General features: G+C 55.1%; 17 protein-coding genes. 8 read left to right on the top strand and 9 right to left on the bottom strand.

Annotation, left to right across the window (positions count from 1 at the left end; genetic code table 11):
- Positions 1 to 40 precede the first annotated feature (40 nt).
- The 4 genes from OHL13_RS12860 to OHL13_RS12845 form a co-directional block, all read right to left on the bottom strand.
- Entirely contained in the window at positions 41 to 2608 is a 2568-nt protein-coding gene (locus OHL13_RS12860; protein ID WP_263410524.1) for a TonB-dependent receptor, read from the bottom strand.
- Between the two features lie 66 nt (positions 2609 to 2674).
- Entirely contained in the window at positions 2675 to 3364 is a 690-nt protein-coding gene (locus OHL13_RS12855) for a phosphatase PAP2 family protein (protein ID WP_263410523.1), read from the bottom strand.
- Positions 3365 to 3527: 163 nt separating this feature from the next.
- A complete protein-coding gene (locus OHL13_RS12850; RefSeq protein ID WP_263410522.1) occupies positions 3528 to 4691 on the bottom strand; it encodes an alpha/beta hydrolase in 1164 nt (387 codons plus the stop codon).
- Positions 4692 to 4752: 61 nt separating this feature from the next.
- Positions 4753 to 6384 (bottom strand): putative bifunctional diguanylate cyclase/phosphodiesterase, encoded by a 1632-nt coding sequence (locus tag OHL13_RS12845; protein WP_263410521.1) that lies wholly within the window; start codon positions 6382 to 6384, stop codon positions 4753 to 4755.
- Between the two features lie 318 nt (positions 6385 to 6702).
- Between OHL13_RS12845 and OHL13_RS12840 the strand changes: the two genes are divergently transcribed.
- The gene (locus tag OHL13_RS12840; protein ID WP_263410520.1) at positions 6703 to 7887 is read left to right on the top strand and encodes a GGDEF domain-containing protein; all 1185 of its coding nucleotides are present in this window, start codon (positions 6703 to 6705) and stop codon (positions 7885 to 7887) included.
- A gap of 204 nt (positions 7888 to 8091) precedes the next feature.
- Here OHL13_RS12840 and OHL13_RS12835 read toward each other — a convergent pair whose 3' ends face one another.
- Positions 8092 to 8541: a response regulator gene (locus OHL13_RS12835; RefSeq protein WP_263410519.1), complete on the bottom strand. Its 450-nt coding sequence runs from the start codon at positions 8539 to 8541 to the stop codon at positions 8092 to 8094.
- A gap of 603 nt (positions 8542 to 9144) precedes the next feature.
- Between OHL13_RS12835 and OHL13_RS12830 the strand changes: the two genes are divergently transcribed.
- A complete protein-coding gene (locus OHL13_RS12830; protein ID WP_263410518.1) occupies positions 9145 to 9798 on the top strand; it encodes a hypothetical protein in 654 nt (217 codons plus the stop codon).
- 594 nt (positions 9799 to 10392) lie between these two features.
- Positions 10393 to 12282, top strand: coding sequence for a diguanylate cyclase (locus OHL13_RS18635; protein WP_317889927.1), 1890 nt, complete (start codon positions 10393 to 10395; stop codon positions 12280 to 12282).
- A 155-nt stretch (positions 12283 to 12437) separates the two neighbouring features.
- Here OHL13_RS18635 and OHL13_RS12820 read toward each other — a convergent pair whose 3' ends face one another.
- The 3 genes from OHL13_RS12820 to OHL13_RS12810 all read right to left on the bottom strand — a co-directional run bounded on the left by OHL13_RS12820 (position 12438) and on the right by OHL13_RS12810 (position 14407).
- Positions 12438 to 12842: a hypothetical protein gene (locus tag OHL13_RS12820; protein WP_263410517.1), complete on the bottom strand. Its 405-nt coding sequence runs from the start codon at positions 12840 to 12842 to the stop codon at positions 12438 to 12440.
- Positions 12843 to 13195: 353 nt separating this feature from the next.
- The gene (locus tag OHL13_RS12815) at positions 13196 to 13531 is read right to left on the bottom strand and encodes a hypothetical protein (RefSeq protein ID WP_263410516.1); all 336 of its coding nucleotides are present in this window, start codon (positions 13529 to 13531) and stop codon (positions 13196 to 13198) included.
- Between the two features lie 120 nt (positions 13532 to 13651).
- Positions 13652 to 14407, bottom strand: a complete 756-nt coding sequence (locus tag OHL13_RS12810; RefSeq protein ID WP_263410515.1) for an SDR family oxidoreductase — start codon at positions 14405 to 14407, stop codon at positions 13652 to 13654.
- A 734-nt stretch (positions 14408 to 15141) separates the two neighbouring features.
- Between OHL13_RS12810 and OHL13_RS12805 the strand changes: the two genes are divergently transcribed.
- The 3 genes from OHL13_RS12805 (at position 15142) to OHL13_RS12795 (ending at position 19484) form a co-directional block, all read left to right on the top strand.
- Positions 15142 to 18225, top strand: coding sequence for an LssY C-terminal domain-containing protein (locus OHL13_RS12805; protein WP_263410514.1), 3084 nt, complete (start codon positions 15142 to 15144; stop codon positions 18223 to 18225).
- Between the two features lie 95 nt (positions 18226 to 18320).
- Positions 18321 to 19217 (top strand): helix-turn-helix domain-containing protein, encoded by an 897-nt coding sequence (locus OHL13_RS12800; protein ID WP_263410513.1) that lies wholly within the window; start codon positions 18321 to 18323, stop codon positions 19215 to 19217.
- Positions 19218 to 19262: 45 nt separating this feature from the next.
- Positions 19263 to 19484, top strand: coding sequence for a hypothetical protein (locus tag OHL13_RS12795; protein WP_263410512.1), 222 nt, complete (start codon positions 19263 to 19265; stop codon positions 19482 to 19484).
- Between the two features lie 105 nt (positions 19485 to 19589).
- On the opposite strand, the gene OHL13_RS12790 is transcribed toward OHL13_RS12795, so the two are convergent.
- Positions 19590 to 19817 carry a universal stress protein gene (locus OHL13_RS12790; protein WP_263410511.1) on the bottom strand — a complete coding sequence of 76 codons (228 nt, stop codon included), beginning with the start codon at positions 19815 to 19817 and terminating at the stop codon, positions 19590 to 19592.
- Between the two features lie 68 nt (positions 19818 to 19885).
- Here OHL13_RS12790 and OHL13_RS18730 point away from each other — a divergent pair, with 68 nt between their 5' ends.
- Positions 19886 to 20032, top strand: coding sequence for an SDR family oxidoreductase (locus OHL13_RS18730; RefSeq protein WP_399255728.1), 147 nt, complete (start codon positions 19886 to 19888; stop codon positions 20030 to 20032).
- A gap of 24 nt (positions 20033 to 20056) precedes the next feature.
- Positions 20057 to 20350, top strand: a complete 294-nt coding sequence (locus OHL13_RS12785) for an alcohol dehydrogenase catalytic domain-containing protein (protein WP_263410510.1) — start codon at positions 20057 to 20059, stop codon at positions 20348 to 20350.
- The last annotated feature ends 13 nt before the right edge of the window (positions 20351 to 20363 follow it).

Raw genomic sequence — 20363 nt, 5'->3', positions numbered from 1 at the left:
GCTTCCGGCTCCTCCGCCAAGTGTGCTTCTCGTACTTCGGTTACTGTCGCGGGGACAGGCCGATGGTGAAGGAGACCATGAAGCTGCGCCCTGGCAGCAGGCCCAGGGTGTCTCCGGAGGCCGGCGTGAAGCTGTAGTTGGCGCGATTCAGGGGGACCGATCCTGCCGGGTTCACGCTGGTGATGTTGTGCTGGTTCAGCAGGTTGTTCACGCTGAAGCGGATCTTTGTCTGGTCGAAGATCGATCCGCGGCGAACCGTGAAGTTGACGTACATGTTGGTGACGTTGAACGGATCAATCGGCACCGCCTGGTTGGCGTTGGTTCCCAGAATCGGGTTGGCGGACGAGGCATACTTGCCGTCGTTCCACATGGGCCCGATGCGCTTGTTGAACATGCCCAGGTTCAGGTACTTGTCCTGGTAGGTCAGGCCAAGGCTCTCGGTGTTGGCGGGCGTGCTGGCTACCCAGAGGTTGTAGTTCAGGTTAGGCGAGCCGCCGACCAGTTGGCTGACGTACTTGGCGGTACCGGCCGTTCCATTGGCAAACAGGCTGAGACCCTTGCCCAGGTAGACATTGGTTTCGCCTTCAAAGCCTTTAGTTACCGAGTCGCCCTGCGAGGTGTAGTTCACCGCGTTAGGATCGCTGGGTGCGGAGTAGGCGTTGCCAAAGCGCACGTAGTACACGTCCGCGCTGGTGGTCAGGCGGCGCAGCTTCAGCACCGTGCCGGTCTGGTAGCTCTTGGCGTAGCTGGGCTTGGGAAGCGTGCTGAGCACAGCCGCGCCGGTGCTCTGGTTGATGTCAAAGACGCTGCTGGGCGGAATCACGCTGCCGGTCGCAAACTGCCCATAGACTGACCAGTTCGGACGGATGCGGTAGTTGGCGTCAACCGACGGCAGCACCGAGTTGTAGCTGGCGTAGTTGCGCACATAGGCCGCACCGTTCAGGTTGCCAACGGTGGAGCCGTTGTCGGCATACTGCTTCAGATCCATGGTGTAGTGCGCGAACTTCAGGCCGCCGGTCAGTGTCAGCTTGTTGGTCGCGTGATACTCATACTCGGCATAGGGCTGATAGGTGTTGGTCCAGAACTTCTCGTGGAAGTTGGGCAGCGCGCTGTCGATCTGGGTGATGGGGTCCTGTGGAATCTGGTAGCGATCGGTCGCCGCCCACTCGTACCACATGCCCACGCGGAAGATGCCGAAGCGGGAGACCTGGCTCAGGCTGGTGATCTCGCCATACTTGCGATAGCTGTTCAGCTTGTCGGTACCGCAGGGCAGGGCGTTGCTGACCGGGGTGGCGCAGTTCGGCTCACTGACAGTGCCCTTCTTCGGGGTAGCCGCGTAGTTCTGCTTGTTGTTGTAGCTGTAGGTATAGGGCTTGGTGTCCAGCGACCAGCCGTGTCCCAGCTGCTGCTTGTAGCCGACGTACTCGAAGTCCGTAGGTACATGGTAGAAGTTGTACTTATAGTAGTTGGCCTGCGTCGGGTCAGTGTTCTGCAGCAGGTAGTTATCGCCGAACTGCGCCACCTGGGCACGGGTCGGCCCCTTGATGTTCGGCGTGTTGGAGTCGAGCCAAAGCACGCTGGCAAAGCCGGTCAGCACCTTGTTCTCACTGAACTTGAATTGGTACTTCAGGGCGCCTGCGTTACGGGTCTGGTAGTTGAAGGTCTGGTAACCGTCGGAGTCCATGTGGTGCACATCCACGAAAAGGTTGTTGTGCTTGGACGCTCCGCCGAAGTTTCCGGTGTCGTAGTTCACATCGATCAGCTTGGTGTTGAACGAACCGTAGCTGATGCCGCCGCGCAGGTTCCGTACGTCCGGCATCTCTTTCGAGAGCAGGTTGATCGATCCGCCGAAGGGCGTGGGGCCGACCGTGGAAGCCGAGCCGGGCGAACGATCAAAGTCCACGCCGCCCAGGAACTGCGACGGGAAGAAGGCCCATGAGTGGTGCGAGGGCGAGTTGGTGTCGTTCCACGGAATACCGTCGAAGGTGATGTCGTAGTTTCCGTCGGAGAAGCCGCGGAAGAACATCTTCGCGTCACCCAGGCCAACGCCGTTGGCGTTCAGGCTGTAGGTTCCGGGAGCGTTCTGCAGAACTTCGGTGTAGTCGGCCGTGGGAGAAACATAGTTCTGGATGTAGGTGGAGTTGATCTCGGTGCGTGCACTGCGGGCATCCAGCACGCCGTCCATTACGGCATAGGACGCGGCGATGGAGTTGGCCATGGAAGCGTCGACCGTCACCTGCTCATTGGCGCCGCCAACCTTCAGCGTCAGTGCGACGTCCTGGGTGCCGCTGCCGTTGAGTACAACACCCTGCCGCGTGGTGAGCGCGAAGCCAGGAGCTGAGGCCTCCACGGTATAGGTTCCGGCGGGAATGCCGCTGACGCTGAAGTGTCCGACAGAGTCGCCATGCAGGTTGCGGACAAACTTCGTGGCGTCGTTGCGCAGAACGATGGTGGCGTTTGGAATGGAAGCGCCGATAGCGTCCTTCAGGCTTCCGGAGAGGGTTGCCGTGTCCTGCGCCCGGGTAGGCGAGGGGACGGTAAGTGTGCATGCGATGAGCGCGGTCGCAAAGAAGCCGCGCGTCCTGTGTGCCAGAAAGTGTCGAGACACTGGTATCTCCTAGAGGTGAGGTTTTCTACCTTGGGGCCGGGGATGGTGCAGCGTTGTGGTGTGTCTTTAGTGCTGTGCGCCCAAGTGGGCACGCAGTTCCTCGCGCGCTGCTGCAAGGTCGTTCTGGAATTTCGAATGGGTCAGCATGTTGCCGAAGGCGGCATACGCGACACGGCGACTTGCCTCAGTGTCGGCGCGATAGTGAACACCGCAGACCAGCCGGTTGTGGGCGTAGTCCTCGGCGCGCGCCAGAATGGCATCCCGCTTCTCCGGGACCAGGTCGGCAAGCGTCAGCGCCAGCAGATAGCCGGTGAGAGAGTGTCCGCTGGGATACGAGTTATGCGCCTCGGTCAGCTTGCAGACCGGATGCAACGTCTTGTCGGCCTGGTAGGGACGAGGGCGTTGAAACAGCGTTTTCAGCTCTCCGCTCAGTACGGATTCATCGTTATGCACGTGTTCTGAGAGAGCGGCGGTTTTGGGAAGCTGCTCCGCGGTGAAGTGTGGTCCCATCACGTCGCGGAAGATGAAGATGTCTTCTTCTTCGTCATCCGCTTTCGCCGCGGCAATCTGAGCTGCGGTGCGCGATGTTTCCAACCGGTGGACTTCGGCAAGGTCGGCGACAGCTTGCGGATCGGCAGGCGCAGGAGGAGCCGGGATCAGATGCCTGATGGGGAGTGTTTGCGGATCAACGTAGTAGGCTGTGTGTTTCGAGGGGGCGGCGGATTGCGCCGCTCCTCCCAGATCCAGACACAGCAATATCGCCAGAGAAGAGACAACTATTCTGTTGTTCACAATGGCCAGAAAGTAGACCAGAAATGTGAACAGTCAGTGTGCGGTCGATGAACGCCAGGTTGATCGACGTTCGAACACGCGGATTTCTGTGGAACTTAAGGCTGGCTTAAGCTTCACGGTCCGGTCGCTAACGCAGCAGCCCTGCCTGCGGTGCTTTCTTCTGGTGGACCCATACCAGCAGCTCATCAAAAGCGCGGCCGACTTCGTCGGCGCTCATGGTGCAGTGTCCTTCCCGGTGGACGTACTTCTGCACGTAGTTGCTGCCGAAGCCCGCTTCCTCCACCATGCGCCCATACAGGGTCATGGCGTTGGCGGGAATCAGGGGATCGAAGACAGTGTGCAGCGCCAGCATGGGCTTGGTCAGTTTGCCGGTAGGTGTGTACCAGGTCACCACCCACTTGCGTGCCTTGTCGTCGGCCGCATAACGGCGCACACCGTCGTTCAGGGCGTAGTCGGTGTGGGAGTCATCGCTGGAGCGTGTGTAGATGTAGTTCCGGTTGTCGAATGGATTTCCACCCGCCTTCTTCTGGAAGTCCGCCATCTGCCAGGTGATGTAGGTCACCATATTGGCCACCTGAATGTCGGTGTGCTCAAACATCATTTCGCGCAGGGCGGCGGCGGCGGCGGGCTTGGAGCGCAGTGCGGCCAGCACTTTCTGCTTGAGAGCGTCGGTCTCCTGGAAGTCCGGAGGCGTGGGGACAAGCGGAGGGAAGATTCCGGGGAAGTAGTAGTCGAAGGCGGCGCGCCAGGCAAAGCGGCGCTGGGCGAACTCGTACGTCGGCTCCACGGCGCCACACAGGTCCAGGGCGGCGGTGTAGGGCTTTGGATTCAGCTCCATGGTCATCATGGTGAGGGCTCCGCCCATGGAACCGCCCGCGACGAAGGTCTCCTTCGGCTGCCCGTATTTCTTACTGAAATACTTCCGCAGCCGCTCGGTTTCCGGGTAGCCGGCCTGCAGTGCCCAGCCAATCTGCGAGTAGCCGCTCTGGACGATGGCGAATCCGCGCTGGAACATGGGCCGTGCCTGGTCATGCAACTGCGACTCGGCGCGGTAATGGAAAGGCTTTTCGCTGTAACCGTGGTAGAAGACCACCAGCGAATGGTTCCAGTTCGTTGGCACATCAATGCGATAGTCGGCATCCTTCATGGAGCCGGTCTCGACTGTTCCCGACGCCGTTTTCAAAATCCTGGGAGGCGTGCTGGGGCTATCTTCCGTTTCGGGGTTGCGCTGGGCGTATCCGGCGTTAGCCAGCCAGAGGCCGGAGAGAAGGAGCAAAACAACAGGTCGCATGGGTGAAGCCATTGTAAGGCGAAGATACGCCCACTGGTCTACCCAGGTTTTGCTTACACGGTTACAGCGGCTTGCTTCCGCGGTGTTCCAGCAGGAAATTTTTCAGGTCTGGCAGGAACATTGGGCGGGCCAGCAAAAAACCCTGGGCAGCGTCGCACTTCAGGCTGCGGAGCAGATCCAGTTGTTCCGGCAGTTCCACTCCCTCGGCCACCACGGTCAAGCCAAGCTGGTGGGCCATGCGCAGAATCGATTCGGCCAGTGCCGCGCTGTCCTTGTCCACCTGGATATCCGTGACAAAGGCGCGGTCCATCTTCAGCTTGTCGATCGGGAATCGCCGCAGGTAGCTGAGCGAGGAGTAGCCGGTGCCGAAGTCGTCGATGGCAGTGGAGATGCCCTGCTCGCGCAGCATACGCAGACTCATGGCGGCCTTGTCCGGGTCATCCATCAGCGAGCTTTCCGTGATCTCCAGCTCCAGGCTCTCCGGTGCAACGCCAAACTTGCTGAGCGTGGCGATAATCATCTCCACCAGGTTGTCCTGCTGGAACTGGCGTGGCGAAAGGTTGACGGCGAAGCGCGGGCTGAAGCCGATGCTCTGGTCCAGCTCCTTCAACTCGCGACAGGCTGTCTCCAGTACCCACTGGCTCAGCGGCACAATCACGCCGGTCTCTTCCGCAACGGGAATGAACTTGGCCGGCGAGATAAATTCGCCGGTAGCCTTGCGCCAGCGCAGAAGGGCTTCCATGCTGACCACCTGGCCGGTCTTCAGGTCGAACTCCGGCTGGTAGGCCAGGGTGAACTCGTTGCGTCCCAGGGCATGCCGCAGGTCATTCTCCAGCGAAAGACGCTCCAGCAATGCCTTATCGACCTCCGGGTTGAAGATGCGGAAGTCGCCGCGGCCTGCTGCCTTGGCACGGTCCAGCGCTGTGTCCACCTTGCGCAGCAGGGTCGATACATCCGTTCCATCGTCCGGATACATGGCGACGCCGATGCTGGAGGTGACGTGGATTTTATGGCTGCCGACGATCAGCGGCTCTGAGACGGCATGAAGAATTCTGCGGCAGATACTCTGCAGGTCGCCTCTGTGTTCGATCCGCGGCAGCACCGCCAGGAACTCATCGCTGCTGACGCGGGCAAGGACCTCGTTGGAGCCGATCGATGCCTGCAAACGCCCTGCTGTCTGCTGCAGGATCAGGTCGCCTACCTCGTGCCCCAGGGTGTCATTGACGCCTTTGAAACGGTCAAGGTCCACGAGTGCCAGGGCAAAGCGGTCATCCGGTCCGCTGTTATGGATGATGCGCCGGATATTTGTCTCAAGCTGAGAGCGTGTCTGCAGCCCAGTCAGGGCGTCAATGCCGTTCGAAGACTTGCTGCCGGCACGATCCATGATGGCCGATAGATTCCCGATTGCGATACCGCACCCAACCATGGCTACCAGAAGGGAAGCGAGCGGCATCAGGGCCGGGTGCCGCACTGTAAAGCTATCTGAAGGCGCAAGGGCTGTAAGGTGATACAGCGACCAGATTGCGCAGGCCAGGCCAGCACCTCCCGCGGTCGCGGCAAATCGCCTCTGCCGTGGTGCAAACCGGCTGCGCAACATACTCAGGCGCAGCAGCCAGCACGCCGTGAGCAGCGCCCCAAGGACGAGCATGGCCCAGAGCATTAAAGTTGTCGTCGTCGATGGGCTTTCAGCCATTCGGGTTCATCCCGGTCTTGGTCTCCACATCGGACTGCATTGAGTTAAATGGCTGCACCTTGAGGAAATCTCTGCAGGACGTCTTAAAGTCGTGCTCACGAGGATATAGCAAGGAATACGGACGAGCAGGGCCAGCGGTTTTCATCATAATGCTATTCCCGATACGGGACCCGCTGTTCCTTCGAAAAGGCGGGCTTCGGCGTGATTACCAAACAGGTACTAGAGAGTTACCCCGTGTCATTGCTACAATCTCGCTGTCCCCGGGATGAATGATTCCTTCTATTTTGGCCAGTTCTGCTGATACTGGCTCTCTCTGCCATGAATACGCACAACCTGCTGCTGATCAATACGCTGACAATGCTGGTTTATGCTGCGGGGCTGTGCGCTCTTCACTTTAGCTATCGTCGCGCCCGTGGCATCTGGTGGTTCATGGTGGCGTTTGTTGCGTCAGGCGCTTCCAGTGCGCTGATCGCCGGCCACAGTCTTTTTTCCCGGAACGTCCATCTTGCCGGTGGCATGTTGCTGCTGACCATCAGCCTATGGCTGCGCCACACTGGCTTTGCGGAGTATCTGCATGTGCGCAGCCGCCATCTGTGGGCGCAGGCGGCCCTGGTCGGCGGCTATGCGGCATTCCTGGTCTGGTCTACAGTATTGCAGGGCAACCCTGCCATCGGGTTGCAGGCTCTTGCGTTTGTGCTTGCAGCGCAAACCCTGCTGAGCGTGGAGGTACTGCTGCGCTTTGGCGTGGACGAAAACCGGCTGCTCCGGATCGTCACCAGTGCCGTCATCCTGTTGGTTGCCGCTTTTCGAATCGTCATGTCGATGATGGACTCGAGGAAGGAAGCCTTCGGCGGAGGCAACGAGTCGCTTGCCCATGCCCAGTGGCCGCTGAACACGCTGTTCAGTGCGGCTACGGTCTTCTGTTTTGTCAGTATTTTTGTCAGCCAGATGGGGCTGGATCTGCGCGAAATCGCCAGTACCGATGCGTTGACCGGAGCCTTGAACCGTCGCGCTCTCGAGGCGCAGGCCGCCCGCGAGATGGCCCGCTGCCGCCGCTATGGATTTCCACTCTCCGTCATCGTCATGGACCTGGATCACTTCAAGTCTCTGAACGATACGCATGGCCACAATGCTGGGGACGCCGCACTCTGCATGGTGGTGCGCGATCTGCAGGCAACTCTGCGGGGCACAGATCTGCTGTGCCGTTCCGGTGGAGAAGAGTTCCTGATTCTTCTGCCGCACACCGATCACGCTACGGCTCTGCATCTTGCGGAGCGCCTGCGCAAGCGCGTCGCACAGGTCGCTGTTCCGGTGGACAACAAGAAAATTGGCATTACGGCCAGCCTGGGTGTTGCCAGCTGGAGCGGGGCAGGCGAAAGCTGGACCACGATCGTCAAGCGGGCCGACTCCGCCCTGTACCTGGCCAAGAACTCCGGGCGCAATCGTGTTGTCACGGGGGAAGAGCCGCACACTTCTCCGGAAGCCAGCGCCCAGCCGGCATAACACTCCGACCGCTTACTTCCACTTCATGACGTCAACCGGCTGTGGCTTCCCTGTCCGGGGACGCGTTTTCTTCCGGCGTGTAAGCCAACACCCCGGTATAAAAGCCCGCTCAGGCACACGTCTGCCCCGATGGGGAGGACGATGATCCTTCGCGGACCATCCATGAATGGGTTCTTTTGCGTTGGTCTATCAACAACCGTGCACTTAGCCCATTTCCTTGAGAGTTTTTTTCAAGTCATCGACAGTGAACGGTTTTGCAAGGAAGAAGGAATCGGAGATGCGTTGTGGATGCCTTTCCCATTCATCGGTGCTGATACCGCCCGATATATACAAAACACGAATCTGCTCCTGAGTGGAAGCAATCTTAGTTGCGAGAGTCCAACCGTCCATTTCGGGCATTTGGATGTCCACCATCAATACGTCGATGCTGTCATGGTGCTGCGAAAACAGTGCGATCGCTTCTATGGGAGCGGTGGCCTCCAGAACCGTAATTCCCAGGGTACGTAGCACCTCCGCGAGTACCTGACGCACGTCTATCACATCATCGACTAGCAGCACTCTGCGAGGCAGTTGCGATACTCCGCGCGCGACTTCGATAAGTTCAGAATTACGTCTGGAGATATGTTCGGAGAATTCAATTATTTTTTCTGTCATTATTCTGGCCATTCGAGTCCATTAGCTCGCGTCGCTGTAAGCGTAGGGCACTATTTTTGCAGGTCCTGATTTGGCGTTTCCCCTTGAAAACAACCTAGAAGATGAAGCTGCTGGAGGGAGTTGAGGATGCACTGGATAAAGCAGTCTATGTATTTCGACCTGCTCCTTCAGATAGCTCCCGAGAAGCAGGGAATCCATGCGCGCCTTGGATACACCGATTTACCCTTCGAAGTCCAAAGTCGGTTAATTCGTAATCGTGTTGAATACATAGATGTTAGTTGCTATTGGAACCAGCGTCTTGGATAAAAGAGGGGTGAATGGAATAAAACGATCAACATAAATTGTTCACAATCCAAATTTGACTGCAACGAATTAAAACTCACGCTGCTTACACATTGACTGCGGTACGATCGACCATATCAACGAGAGAAATTTGTGATGCTTGATTCGATCTAATCGCAATTTATTCGGCGATTGCATTCACGATCGAACTCCACGCGGCATGACCTTAGCTGCCACACGAAGAAAGATGTTCGTGCATTCATAGCGAGGATTTGGAGAGGAGCCATTAATTTCGTAACCCCAATATCTGAAGGAGAGAACATGCAACACCTTTTCCAAAAGCTGCGCTGCCTGACAGTCATCATTATCGGCCTTATGGTCAGCAACGTTCCCTTGACAAGTGAAGCCCAGGTACGTCTGAATGATAAGGATGTCGAGCGCCTCATGGTTAACCTGCACGATGATGTCAAATCATTTCGCGGCCCCTTCGAATCTGCGCTCAAGAAGAGCTCCATTCGCAAGACAAGCCAGGAGAGGGATGCGAAAGAGCTTGCTAAGCGCCTAGAGACACAAACTGAAAACATGCTCCATTCCTTTAAGGACCACAAGAAAGCGGACGAAAGCTTCCATTCTGTGAGCAGTACCGCTCAGCAGATCGACAACATTGTTCAGCAGCTAGGGCCGCAATCCATCGCGACCTCATCGTGGGAACGTGTCCAAGGCGATTTGAAGGCGCTAAATGCTGCCTTTGGTGTGTCGACCAATGCTTCCCAGCCGAGTACGGAGGTTTCCTGTACCCAAGCAGTAGGCGAGCAGCGTGCAACTCGATTGGCTGAGGAATGTCAGGTCGTCTCGACCGCCACGAGTGGTCCATGTAATGCACGAAACTCCTGCAAGGTCGTTATCGATGAGATTCGCCGCGGGTGCTCTCTCATTGGGACAGGAGCTCCAGCCTTCTGCTCTGAATATCGATGATTGAGTTCCATCGATAGGCAATGGCATCAGGGATAAACGGTGGTGTGCCAATCGTGGTGTTGGCATGAGCTCCCTCGTCAGCCCATCTCGGGCCACACCAGAGTCTTGCCTTGATCCCTGGTGTGGTCCGAGGTTACTTTCTGGGGCGCACTCCAGCAATCGGGCACGGGGCTTCTGATCCGCCATCAGGCTGACGAATAATTGGTTCCGCGTGTTAGCCATGCTCAGCGCTTGGATTTGCTTTGCACTAGCCGTGGAGCTCCGGCACATACGCAGACCGCATGCCTGCTGGAGAGCCCACAATCATCCGTTGGAAGAGATGCCAGTTGTTCTCCGCAGGATGATTCACTGCTCAGCTCACCTTGGCAGCGACAGATCGACCTTCCGCCATTCCTGGAATATCGGAACGAAGCAATCCATATTGGAATGAAACAATCGCAATCTACCCAAAAGTTGCGTAGCTACATGAATATCTTCTCTTATGGGTATATCGGTTTGTTGAGACTCTAGCAGAGAATCGACTTATTGGCGGCAAGCCCTCGTCTGGAAATGGCACCTACAAAGCTTTGCTTTTCTGCCCGGAGTTATCTACCAATGAACAAATTAAGCTTCTTGTCTGCACTTGCAACGATGGCACTGTCCGCTCTAGCTTCTGGACAGGATCAGGAGAGCAAGAAGGAAGCCCTTTCACCTGCGTCCCCGATTGGGCATTGCCTCTCAATATCGATGTCCTCCCCATTGAAAGGGATATCGCTAGCACAAGCCGTTTTGAGTAGCAGGGACTCTCCGCTAGAGACACAAATCCGCGCATTCGATTGCATGGCTCATGCTGAGGTCATTCTAGGTAAATCGGATGCGGCGCGCGAAGATGAGGGACGCGCACTTCATCTCTTGAATTCATCCCATCTTTCGGAACCGTTTCGAGCCAACATTCTGTCAAACGCAGGAGGCGTATTTACAGCGTTAGGTGATTCCTCTCGTGCAATAGAATTGTTCGAGGCGGCCAGCACTCTAGCCAAGCAGCAGAATCTTCCAATGATTCAAGTGGCAGTGCTGATGAATCTGGCATCGCTCTATAGCGAGACTCTCGATGAGCCGGCCACAGCAGATAGGTACTTTAGCCAGGCAATTCAGCTGGCCAAGCCGTTACATCGTGATGACGTCTATATGTATTTCAACTACGGATTCAATCTTGCCCAGTTGAAGAAATATGCCGAAGCTGATTCCATTTTCATGCAGGTCATAGATCTCTCACAGGGTAATCCAAACCTGGAGGGAGTGCGATATAGAGCAAAATCGCAACAGGCTATTATTCTCCTTGCCGAAGGGCGCGTAACGCAGGCGCTGGCACTCTTACATGATGCGATTCCAGAGCTAAGACGATTATCCGATATTGAAGGCGAAGCAAGAGCCCTTCTTTCGCTTGCGGACATTCAGTCATCAAGAGGATATAAGCGAGAAGCATTGCGATCTGCGCAGCGAGCGTTGAGACTGAGTGAGCAAAGCAAATTCACGAGGGGACGCATCGAAGCGATGCACCTTCTAGTTCGAATATATCTGGCGATGAATTTGCCGCGAAAAGCGCTGGGATTCTCCGAAAGGCTGCACGCGCTGGAAATTGCAGACCTCAAACAACATAACTACCGTGGCATTGTTAGTTTAGAGGCTGAACTGCACAATCAAGCCAGTGAATATGAAAACAAACAGCTACAGGCACAACTCGAGATCCGTACGCTTGAAATCAAACGAGGCAATCTTATACGGAATGGTCTGATTGGTGCTCTCTCGGCAACTCTCGCCTTAGGATGCGCATTTTATTTCTATCATCGCCATATCCGTCGCACACTACAGGCTCTAAGCACTACCGATTCATTGACAGGACTGCTCAACCGTCGCGGGATCAAGAGACACCTTGCCGAATATCAGGATGGAGATGCGCCGCAAACTGACAAGCAGATGGCACTTCTCCTAATCGACACAGATGATTTCAAGAGAATCAATGACAAATATAGACACTCGGCTGGAGATCTGGTCTTATCGCAACTCGCGAAACTCCTACAGGATGCTTGCCGTGCAGAGGATCTTCTAGCGCGATGGGGAGGTGAAGAATTTCTTATCCGTACCTGGCCCACCGACGTCCAGGATGCGACCGCAATGGTTGAGAGGCTTCGGTCTCTTGTAGAGAAGCGGGCTTTCACGATTTCAGATGGTGTTGAGCTCTCGGTCACAATTTCAATTGGGTTTGTGCTGTATCCTCTTTTTCCTGGAGGAGCAGATCGAGGATGGCGCGATGCACTGCATCTGGCCGATCTTGCCCTGTATGCTGCCAAGGATGCGGGCCGGAATGCGTGGGTAGGGATATGGGGCGTCACTCTTGATTCGGAAATAACGGCCAAGGCTATCGCCTCCAATATCAGGAAAGCGGAAGAGGCTGGCCAAATCAAAATTACAAGCAGTAGACCGCTCGTATGGGAGGATCCATAATCTTTTTGGCGGATCAACTTGACAACGTCAAAACAGTCTTGGTGGATCAATTTGCTTTGCCGCTCCCCGATCTGTGCCATGGTGCAAGGTCGCAAGATAGGAGTTTACTGTCAACAGCTTCTATGTAGAAGCGTGATTTCAGCAAGTGACCGGCTCTAGGGTTTAGTAGAAACAGTCTCGGCCAAGCAGTTGGCAAAATCATCCGGAACGGTAGGAGAGAGTTTCTTTACCCATTGCACGATGCTCGTCTTGTCAAAGGCTGCTGTGTGATCCTTCCATACATCATGGAACACTAGTCCGCTTTTCTCCTGCGAGTAGACGAACACGCTCTGATTTGTATTTGATGGCATAGCCCATACGGCCGTCCAGTTTGCAATCGTCAGTTTCCTGTCTATCTTGATTTGGGCTGGCGGCTGCCATTGCGAAAGATTGCTGGAAATGGAGCGCACGTACATCTTCCGCTCCGCCTGACCCAAGTTCGTGGAAGCCTTAGCACATGAATCTGCGGCGATCGCAGACAGGGAACAGGCCAGTAATGCCATAACTACAATGCTCTTCATGTCCACTCCTTTGAGTTGAATCGCGATTACGGAACAGATCTGACTTGCTCGTAGGGGCTTCGGATACCCTCGATATCGCCTTCGAAAGACTCTCGTCTTCGATGCTCAATAGAATACGCGAGCAGTCAAATATGCAACACCAGCCGGAACAGCGAAGAGGAGAAGGTGGATCATGATCTCCTCCGCGATCGAGTAGCCAGCCCGCACGCCTTTGGCGGTATCGACGACACACGGGACTAACCAAACTGAAAGGAAGGCGATAATACCGGCGAGGGTGCTTCGTCCAAGAGCCTTCGCAACGTATACAAACCCAGCTGCGAGAAGTGAGCCAAAGATAAGGGATATGATCGTCCTCATGTGGCGCTGCCCTGTTCTGCCTGACCGATATCGAGCCGAACGATTTTGCCGTCCGGCGAAAGGTAGAAGTTGAAATAGACTCGGAAGTCTCCCCATAGGTCGGAGTGGAATCTGCCGACGACGTTCAATCCACTATTATTGAGCGATTCAATACGCGTAAAACGCTCATGACCGATAACTTCGTTCGCGAACGTGGCCAAGTCCCTCGGCTTACCATCGTCAAAGAGCTTCGCATCCGGAGCAAAGAGGATTTGCCATGCAGTTCTATCGCCAGTTTGCAAAGCGTTGATTGCTGCTTCGACCACGGGATGCATTGCGTTACCAGTTGCCATTAGCGTGTTCTCTTCGGCGGGGAGTCCCTTTGGGAGAGAACTTGCCTGATACAGGGATCATTCTCATTATGAGACAGAAGCGGCGGCCATTCGGAGTCCGCCGCCTGGCCGCCGCCATCTTTAGCGTGTTGTGTATCCACCATTGGCAAATATGGTTTGTCCGGTGATCCACCAGCCGTCTGTCACGAGAAATTCGACAATTGGAGCAATGTCCTTGATCTCTGTGAGCTTGCCATTCATGGAAGCGGATTTATGGTAAGCGATCGAATCCGGCGTCTCCGCTGGATAGAAGAACGGAGTATCCATAGGGCCGGGGCCTACGTTATTCACGGATATGCCGCGGGCACCGAACTCCTTTGCTGCGGCGCGAGTAAAGTGCTCGACTGGCGCCTTACCTCCAGCATAGGTTGAGTACAACCCGGTGAATGCAGCCAATAACGAGGTCACGATCGTCACGATCTTGCCGCCATCGTTGAGTTGCTTGCCGGCTTCACGCATAAACAGATAGGCGGTCTTGGAGTTAATCGCCATCATCTCGTCGAACTCTGCTTCCGTTGTCTCGACGATCGGCTTCTTTAGTACCTTTCCGATCGTATTCACAGCGATATCAATACCGCCAAACTGCTTCTTTGCTTCGGCGAATACAGCCTCAACATTGGCAAGCTTCGTAAAATCACCCGGGATGGCAAATGCATCCGATCCAAGGTTCTTGATAGCCGCTACGGTCTCGTCTGCTGCGCCTTTTGTAGCAGCACTGTTGTAGTGGACAATAACCTTCGCGCCCTGTGCAGCAAGTGAGCGACTGATGAGTCCTCCAAGATTCTTGGCGCCTCCTGCAACAATAGCGACCTTTCCATCGAGCTTCTTCTCGGCCATGCTTGTTCCTCCGAATCTAAGCATGACGAAGCAATGATCGTGATGTCTTGGATGAAACGATCTCATTTGGAAAGAAACGATCACAAGCGCGGATTGTTTCTCGCTTTTATTCCTGTGTTCCTAGAAGGAACGAGGATCTACCGTTATCTTAACGATGACCCCTGGAACAGAAAGCCACCTAGGAATGCTTGCATTGTTTAGATTTGCCAGCTGGAGTGTTTGCGCATTGGTTCTCTCTGGAGCTTTGCCGGCTGTTTCCGCATCGACGCCCAATGGCCGCTATGCTTTCTCGTTCAGATCTCGCTTTCGACCAAGGCAAAGGCAAGACTGCCACAACCGCCTGAAGGCATCGTGATATCGGCAAGGTATTACGGAGACTCTTTGCCGAGCAGGGAAAATATGCGGATGAGGTCGGGCAAATTCCACTTGGGGCCGAACAGGTTCAGATGCCGGGGAAAGACGGCTCTGTCGTGATTCGTGGAGTCAACATGATTGAGACGCGTCTGCCTTGGCTGCAGGGCCCTATCTCCGTCAACGTAAATGTGTTCTCAGCGCGACGCAGCGGTCCGAACAATATCCTGGCATGCGCCTTTTTCGATGGGAACCTATTGGATGCGCGAAGGCATCCGATAGCAATTCATTGTTCCTGGATCGAAGCGTATGCACGAACTTCGCAAAAGTTTTAGCTGACATATCTGTAGTAGAAATCTGCCGTAAAAGGGGAACATTTGATCTTGAGAAGAATTGCGGCCCGGCTTTGGAATCATCGGCGGATTGAGGGAGTATCGTATCGTGTATCGCTGATTGCCTTTATGTTCACTGCGGCAGGGCATGTCAACGCTCAGGAACCACGCATTACGAGATTGATCGTGGAGAAAAAGGCTGGGCAGGTCGATGGCAAGGCCATGGCCACGGTGCTGGGGCCAGCCGGAAAAAAGGGAGAGATAACACCGCAGGAGAGGACTGGGAGCATTGCGAGCCATGTCGTGCAAGCGTGGCCCATCATGAGCGGACACGGGGCGCTATTGTTGCTCTCTCCGGTAAAGCAAGGGCAACCATATCGACTTCGCTACTACCAGTTGGATGAAGGTAAGGGGCGCTTGCTCGGTTTGATTCCGTTTTCTAATGCCGTGATGGTTGAATCCCTCGATACACGGGCTTGGGCTTTTGCCATCAGCGGGACAGATCCCTCGACGAATCGGCCGATAACTTTTGCTGGAGACATCAATGCCATTCATGCGCGACTGGAAAATACTTCCGATCCGCATTTCTCAGGCGAGTCCGTCTCGTTTCGAGTGGCTAATGAGACCAGGACTCTGCCGACAGAGAAGCTCTTAGGCTGGCGGGCTGTAAAAAATATCTATTCGTTGCCAGCAGGGTCTTCGCAAGCGATGTACCTGCAGATTTTTCCGAATGGCACTTCCGCCACCGCGGGCGAGAACTCCGTAGAGCATGGCCGATGGATGAGCGATGGCGTGATGGTTCATATCGCTTCTCCGGCTGGAAAGGAAGCCGTATGGCAACTCGACAAGCTTCAAACAGTCACAGGCATGCAAGCCGAGAGCAGATTAACAGTACGCCTGCTCGAGCCACTCTCGTCGCGGACCTCCAGAAAAGGAACTCCGGTAAAAGCAGTCTTGCTCTCACCCGGCATCTACCAAAACAGGATTCTGATTCCACAGGGCAGCGAGTTTGATGGAAGCGTGGTTGAAGTACATGGCGTCGGATGGGGAATCAAACACGAATCGGCTGCCCTCACGGTTCATTTTGACTCCATCCGGTTCGCTGACGGGCGAACATTAGCGGTTGACGCACGCGTCCTAAAGGTGGAGAACTCGCGCGAGGAGGTCACAACAGCTGGAAAAATCCAGGGCATCCGCTCCACGGGTACCTTGGGACATACGGCTGAGAATCAGATCAACTCCCTCGCACAGATCGATCCCATCGCCTATATCTTCACGAGCGCCTCGGGGCCTGCGGTGCTCGGCTTCGCCGAACCAGAGATCCTCTACGGTGCCGGCACTGAACTCGATATTGCGTTCAACAAACCACTCATCACCGACAAGGCATACGATCCGCGGGTTCCATCTATGAAGCTTCCAGAGGAGCGCGCAAACGAATTAGGCGGGGTTGTTCAGAATCTTCCATTTCGCACGGAAACAGAGAGTAGCCATATACCATCCGACATCACAAATCTCATCTTTGTCGGCACCCCGGATGCACTGCGCCGCTCTTTTGAGGCCGCTGGATGGACTTCTGCCGATTCACTCACAGCGGCCGCGACGTTCCAAACGGTAAAGACGCTTGCTGGAAATCAGACCTATACCCAGGCACCCATGTCGGTTCTAACTCTGGATGGCAAAAAACCACTGTTCACGCTGCAGAAGACGACGAACACATTTTCATCGCGACACCATCTTCGCGTATTCCCAACCGGGCAGACCTTCGATGGCCAACCCGTCCTGACCGCATCTTCAACCCAGGACATCGGTATTGCGTTTTCTTATAGGCAGAAGACATTTATTCACGTCATCGATCAGTACCTCGATAACGAGCGATCCAAGGTGATCAACGATCTTGAGTTCACTGGATGTGTCGCAGGCGTCAGGATGCTTCCTCGCCCATGGGTACCGCAAGATGCCTACAACTCAACCGGCGACCGCTTACGGACGGATGGGAATGTGGCCGTGCTGCACATGGATGATTGCGTCACGCCATATAGAACCCCGACAACACCGGCTACGCGAGCATCCCTCTTTGAGCGCAGCGAACGCAACACCATGCTCACGATTAAAGACACCCTTTATCGCGGAAATCTGATCTATACGGGAATCTCCGGTGGCATAAAAATTCACCACTACCTGTCGACACAAGGAGAGCTCGGCGAAGATGTTGGCAACTGGCGGAAGAGCGACGCATCTGGAACTGAGTATCGGATGACCGGCACCGCGGGGCTGCAATCTTCCGACAGACTATCCCTGAATGGAAGATTGTCGCCGGAGAGTCAGCGGGAGTTGGATGCTGCCGCTCAGGCCTTGATAACGGCCCATAAGTGGGACCCACCTCACTATGAAATCGCCCTCAATCTCGGATACTCCAGCTACAGAAACAATACCCTGGAAAGCACGGCTCTCATCCTTCAGTCGAGTGATTCCGCAAAGCCTCTTTATGGCCTTGGGCTCGCTGATGGAGTCTTTGACGGATGGGCAGCGGGCGTATCGTTGACGATCAACAGTTGGAACTGGATATCGAACGAATTCTCGTACATGCGGCAACAGACCAAGTTTGACCTTGTTGGCGTTACAGTTTCCTCCGATCCTTCGCAGGAAGCTCCGATCGATGCACAAACCGTCGGCCTGGTGACACGACGATTTGCCTACAATACGATCTTCAACCTCCGCCCCAGAACCTCGCGGTGGCGTCCCTACATCTCTGCTGGCCCAGCATTTCAACTCCTTGCTCTCTCCGATGCTCCACTGAAGAAGCCTGCTGGGGTCTTCAAGCTTGGCTTGGCTAACATCGGGCTACTGAAAGCTGCCTTCGATTTCGGAAACACTCCTCCGCTGGACGGCGGGGGCGTCTTCCAGTTCGGCCTTCAATATGGTGGGGGGATCAAGTATCGGGTCACGCCGCGATTCATGGTCCGAGGTGACTATGGTGAAACCTGGAGCCCCAACCCCAAGATCATACGCGACAGCTATCTCGGCTATATTCCGGATGGAGTGGACGATACGTACACAATGAGCGTCACCAACGTCCATCCGCCAGGAAGATTCATCCAGCAGAGAGCAACTGTAGGATTCGCATTTACGTTCTAGCAGTGGGCGAGCATCTTCGTTTTCACTTTTCAAGACCATCTGTTCCTGTGAAACTGGATATGTCTTGTGAGATTGCGTTCGCGCGAAGGTGTGCTATGACGAAAAAACAGCATCTTGATCGAGAGAGCGTTCAGCGCTCATGGGTTAAGCCTCACTTTCACAATCTCAACAGCAGTGGGGAAGTGCTGGATTGCCTTATCGCGGAAACGAACCTGGAAGACGCGTACGTCGAGATGGCCAAGCCATATCCTGCGCTGGTTGAGCGCCACATTCTTCTCGTTCGCGATGATGCGGTTTGCGCGAAACTTGACTGGACAATCAACGGTCGGAGAAAGACAGATGCTTATGTCAGTGGCGATCTCATCCTGAATCCTGCAGGGCTAACCACCTTTCCCCGATGGGACAAGAGAGTGAAGCTCCATCTGCTGGCCATCCGTCCGGAATCTCTTAAGCGCGCAGCAGAGCAGATGGATATGACGTCGAAGGTAGAGCTTATACCGCACTATGGCTTTCGCGATCGCTTGTTGGCTCAACTTATACAAACGGTTGTCAGCGAGTTCTCCCAGCCATACCCAGACCTCCTGTACGCCGAGACAATGGCCCATGCAACAATGGCACATCTGTTGAAGACATCAGCAAACAATGTGAAGCCAACGAAGGATTTGAAGGGCAAGCTTTCGGCCCGAACCCTGCAATCCGTGGCCGAATATATGCAAGCCAATCTTAGCCGTCGCGTCTCGTTGGAAGAACTCGCAGCCATCGCACAACTAAGTACAGTTCACTTTGCACGCCTGTTCAGGCAGACCACTGGGCGACCTCCCCATCAATGGCTTCTCGAACAACGGCTTCGACAAGCCGAGAAATTATTGATCGCAAAAACTCTGACCATCTCTGAGATAGCCACGCAAACGGGTTTCTCCGATCAGAGTCACCTCACACGCGCCTTCCGGAGATCGCGTGGAATGACCCCCTCTCACTTCCGCTCTCATTGAACTCTCCTAAGCCCAGATCGGCCCCTCTATTTAAGAGGCGCTTTCGTGGTCTCTTTTGCACTGTCCATTACTCCCAAAAAGGGCGAAGCTGGTTGGGCCGAAAGCAGTCAGTTCGCATTTCACTCGAAGAGGGACTTCGGGAAGCACGCTTATAAGATGCTGCGCAACGATGTCAGTGCGATCGATGCCGAGGGGAAAATGATCGGCATTATTTTCGAGACGGCGAGACATGGCGCGGGTCGTTCGACCTGGTACGGACTGCCGTAAGAACGGAGACGCATGGCATTCACGATTCCCGAGAAGCCCGCTGTATGCCCGGATGATCCCAAATCCTTGTTCAGGGACCTACGCAAGAAAACCGTGCCTGGCCTTTTATCCTTCTTCAGCATTTCGCCCTTCCCTACTTGGCACGTGATTCAGAACTTCTACGGTCTTTCCATGAGGCCCGAATTCAAACGCATGCAACACCACAAGTTCCCTCTGGAAATGGTGAGCAAGGATGGCCGCGTAACCGAGCGCCAAACGGGAATTTTGATGGAAGTCCGTCGCCAATAATATTGTCCCGATGCGCTCTTTCAGCCATCCTTCGCGGTATTTCATATTCGTCTCCAATCGAACAATTGCTCAGTTGAGTACGATTTACTAAAACGTTGGAAGATGCGAATTCTATGGGGGCTCCTACGAAATACAAACTGTTTTGTCACCCATCGGGGGTGGTCTTAGTGACCAATCTTGTGCTATTTCTCGCGTCGGACGAATCTTCGTTCATCACGGGAACGGAACATATCATCGACGGCGGCATGACGGCCCAATAACTGATAACCAAAAGGAGGATGCGCATGCGGGCGGTCCAACTCAAACGTGTCGGTGAGCTCGTTCAGGCCGAGGTGCCAAAGCCAAATATCGCTGCGGGGCAGGCCCTGCTCCGCGTGACCGCGGCAGGCATCTGCCAGACCGATGTCCACATTCGTCGCTCGACCAAGCAGATGATTCCGGATGGAACGGTGCTTGGCCACGAGATCGCTGGCGAGATCATCGATATAGCCAACGATGTACAGGGGGTTTCGTCTGCGATCACGTCGTGGTTTATCCGGTCTGGTCCTGCGGAGTCTGTCGTATGTGTATTGGGGTAGGGACACGCCTCAT

Origin of the sequence: Terriglobus tenax (genome assembly GCF_025685395.1) — a bacterium.
GTDB classification, from domain to species: Bacteria; Acidobacteriota; Terriglobia; order Terriglobales; family Acidobacteriaceae; genus Terriglobus; species Terriglobus tenax.
This window is presented reverse-complemented; position numbering and strand designations above follow the sequence as displayed.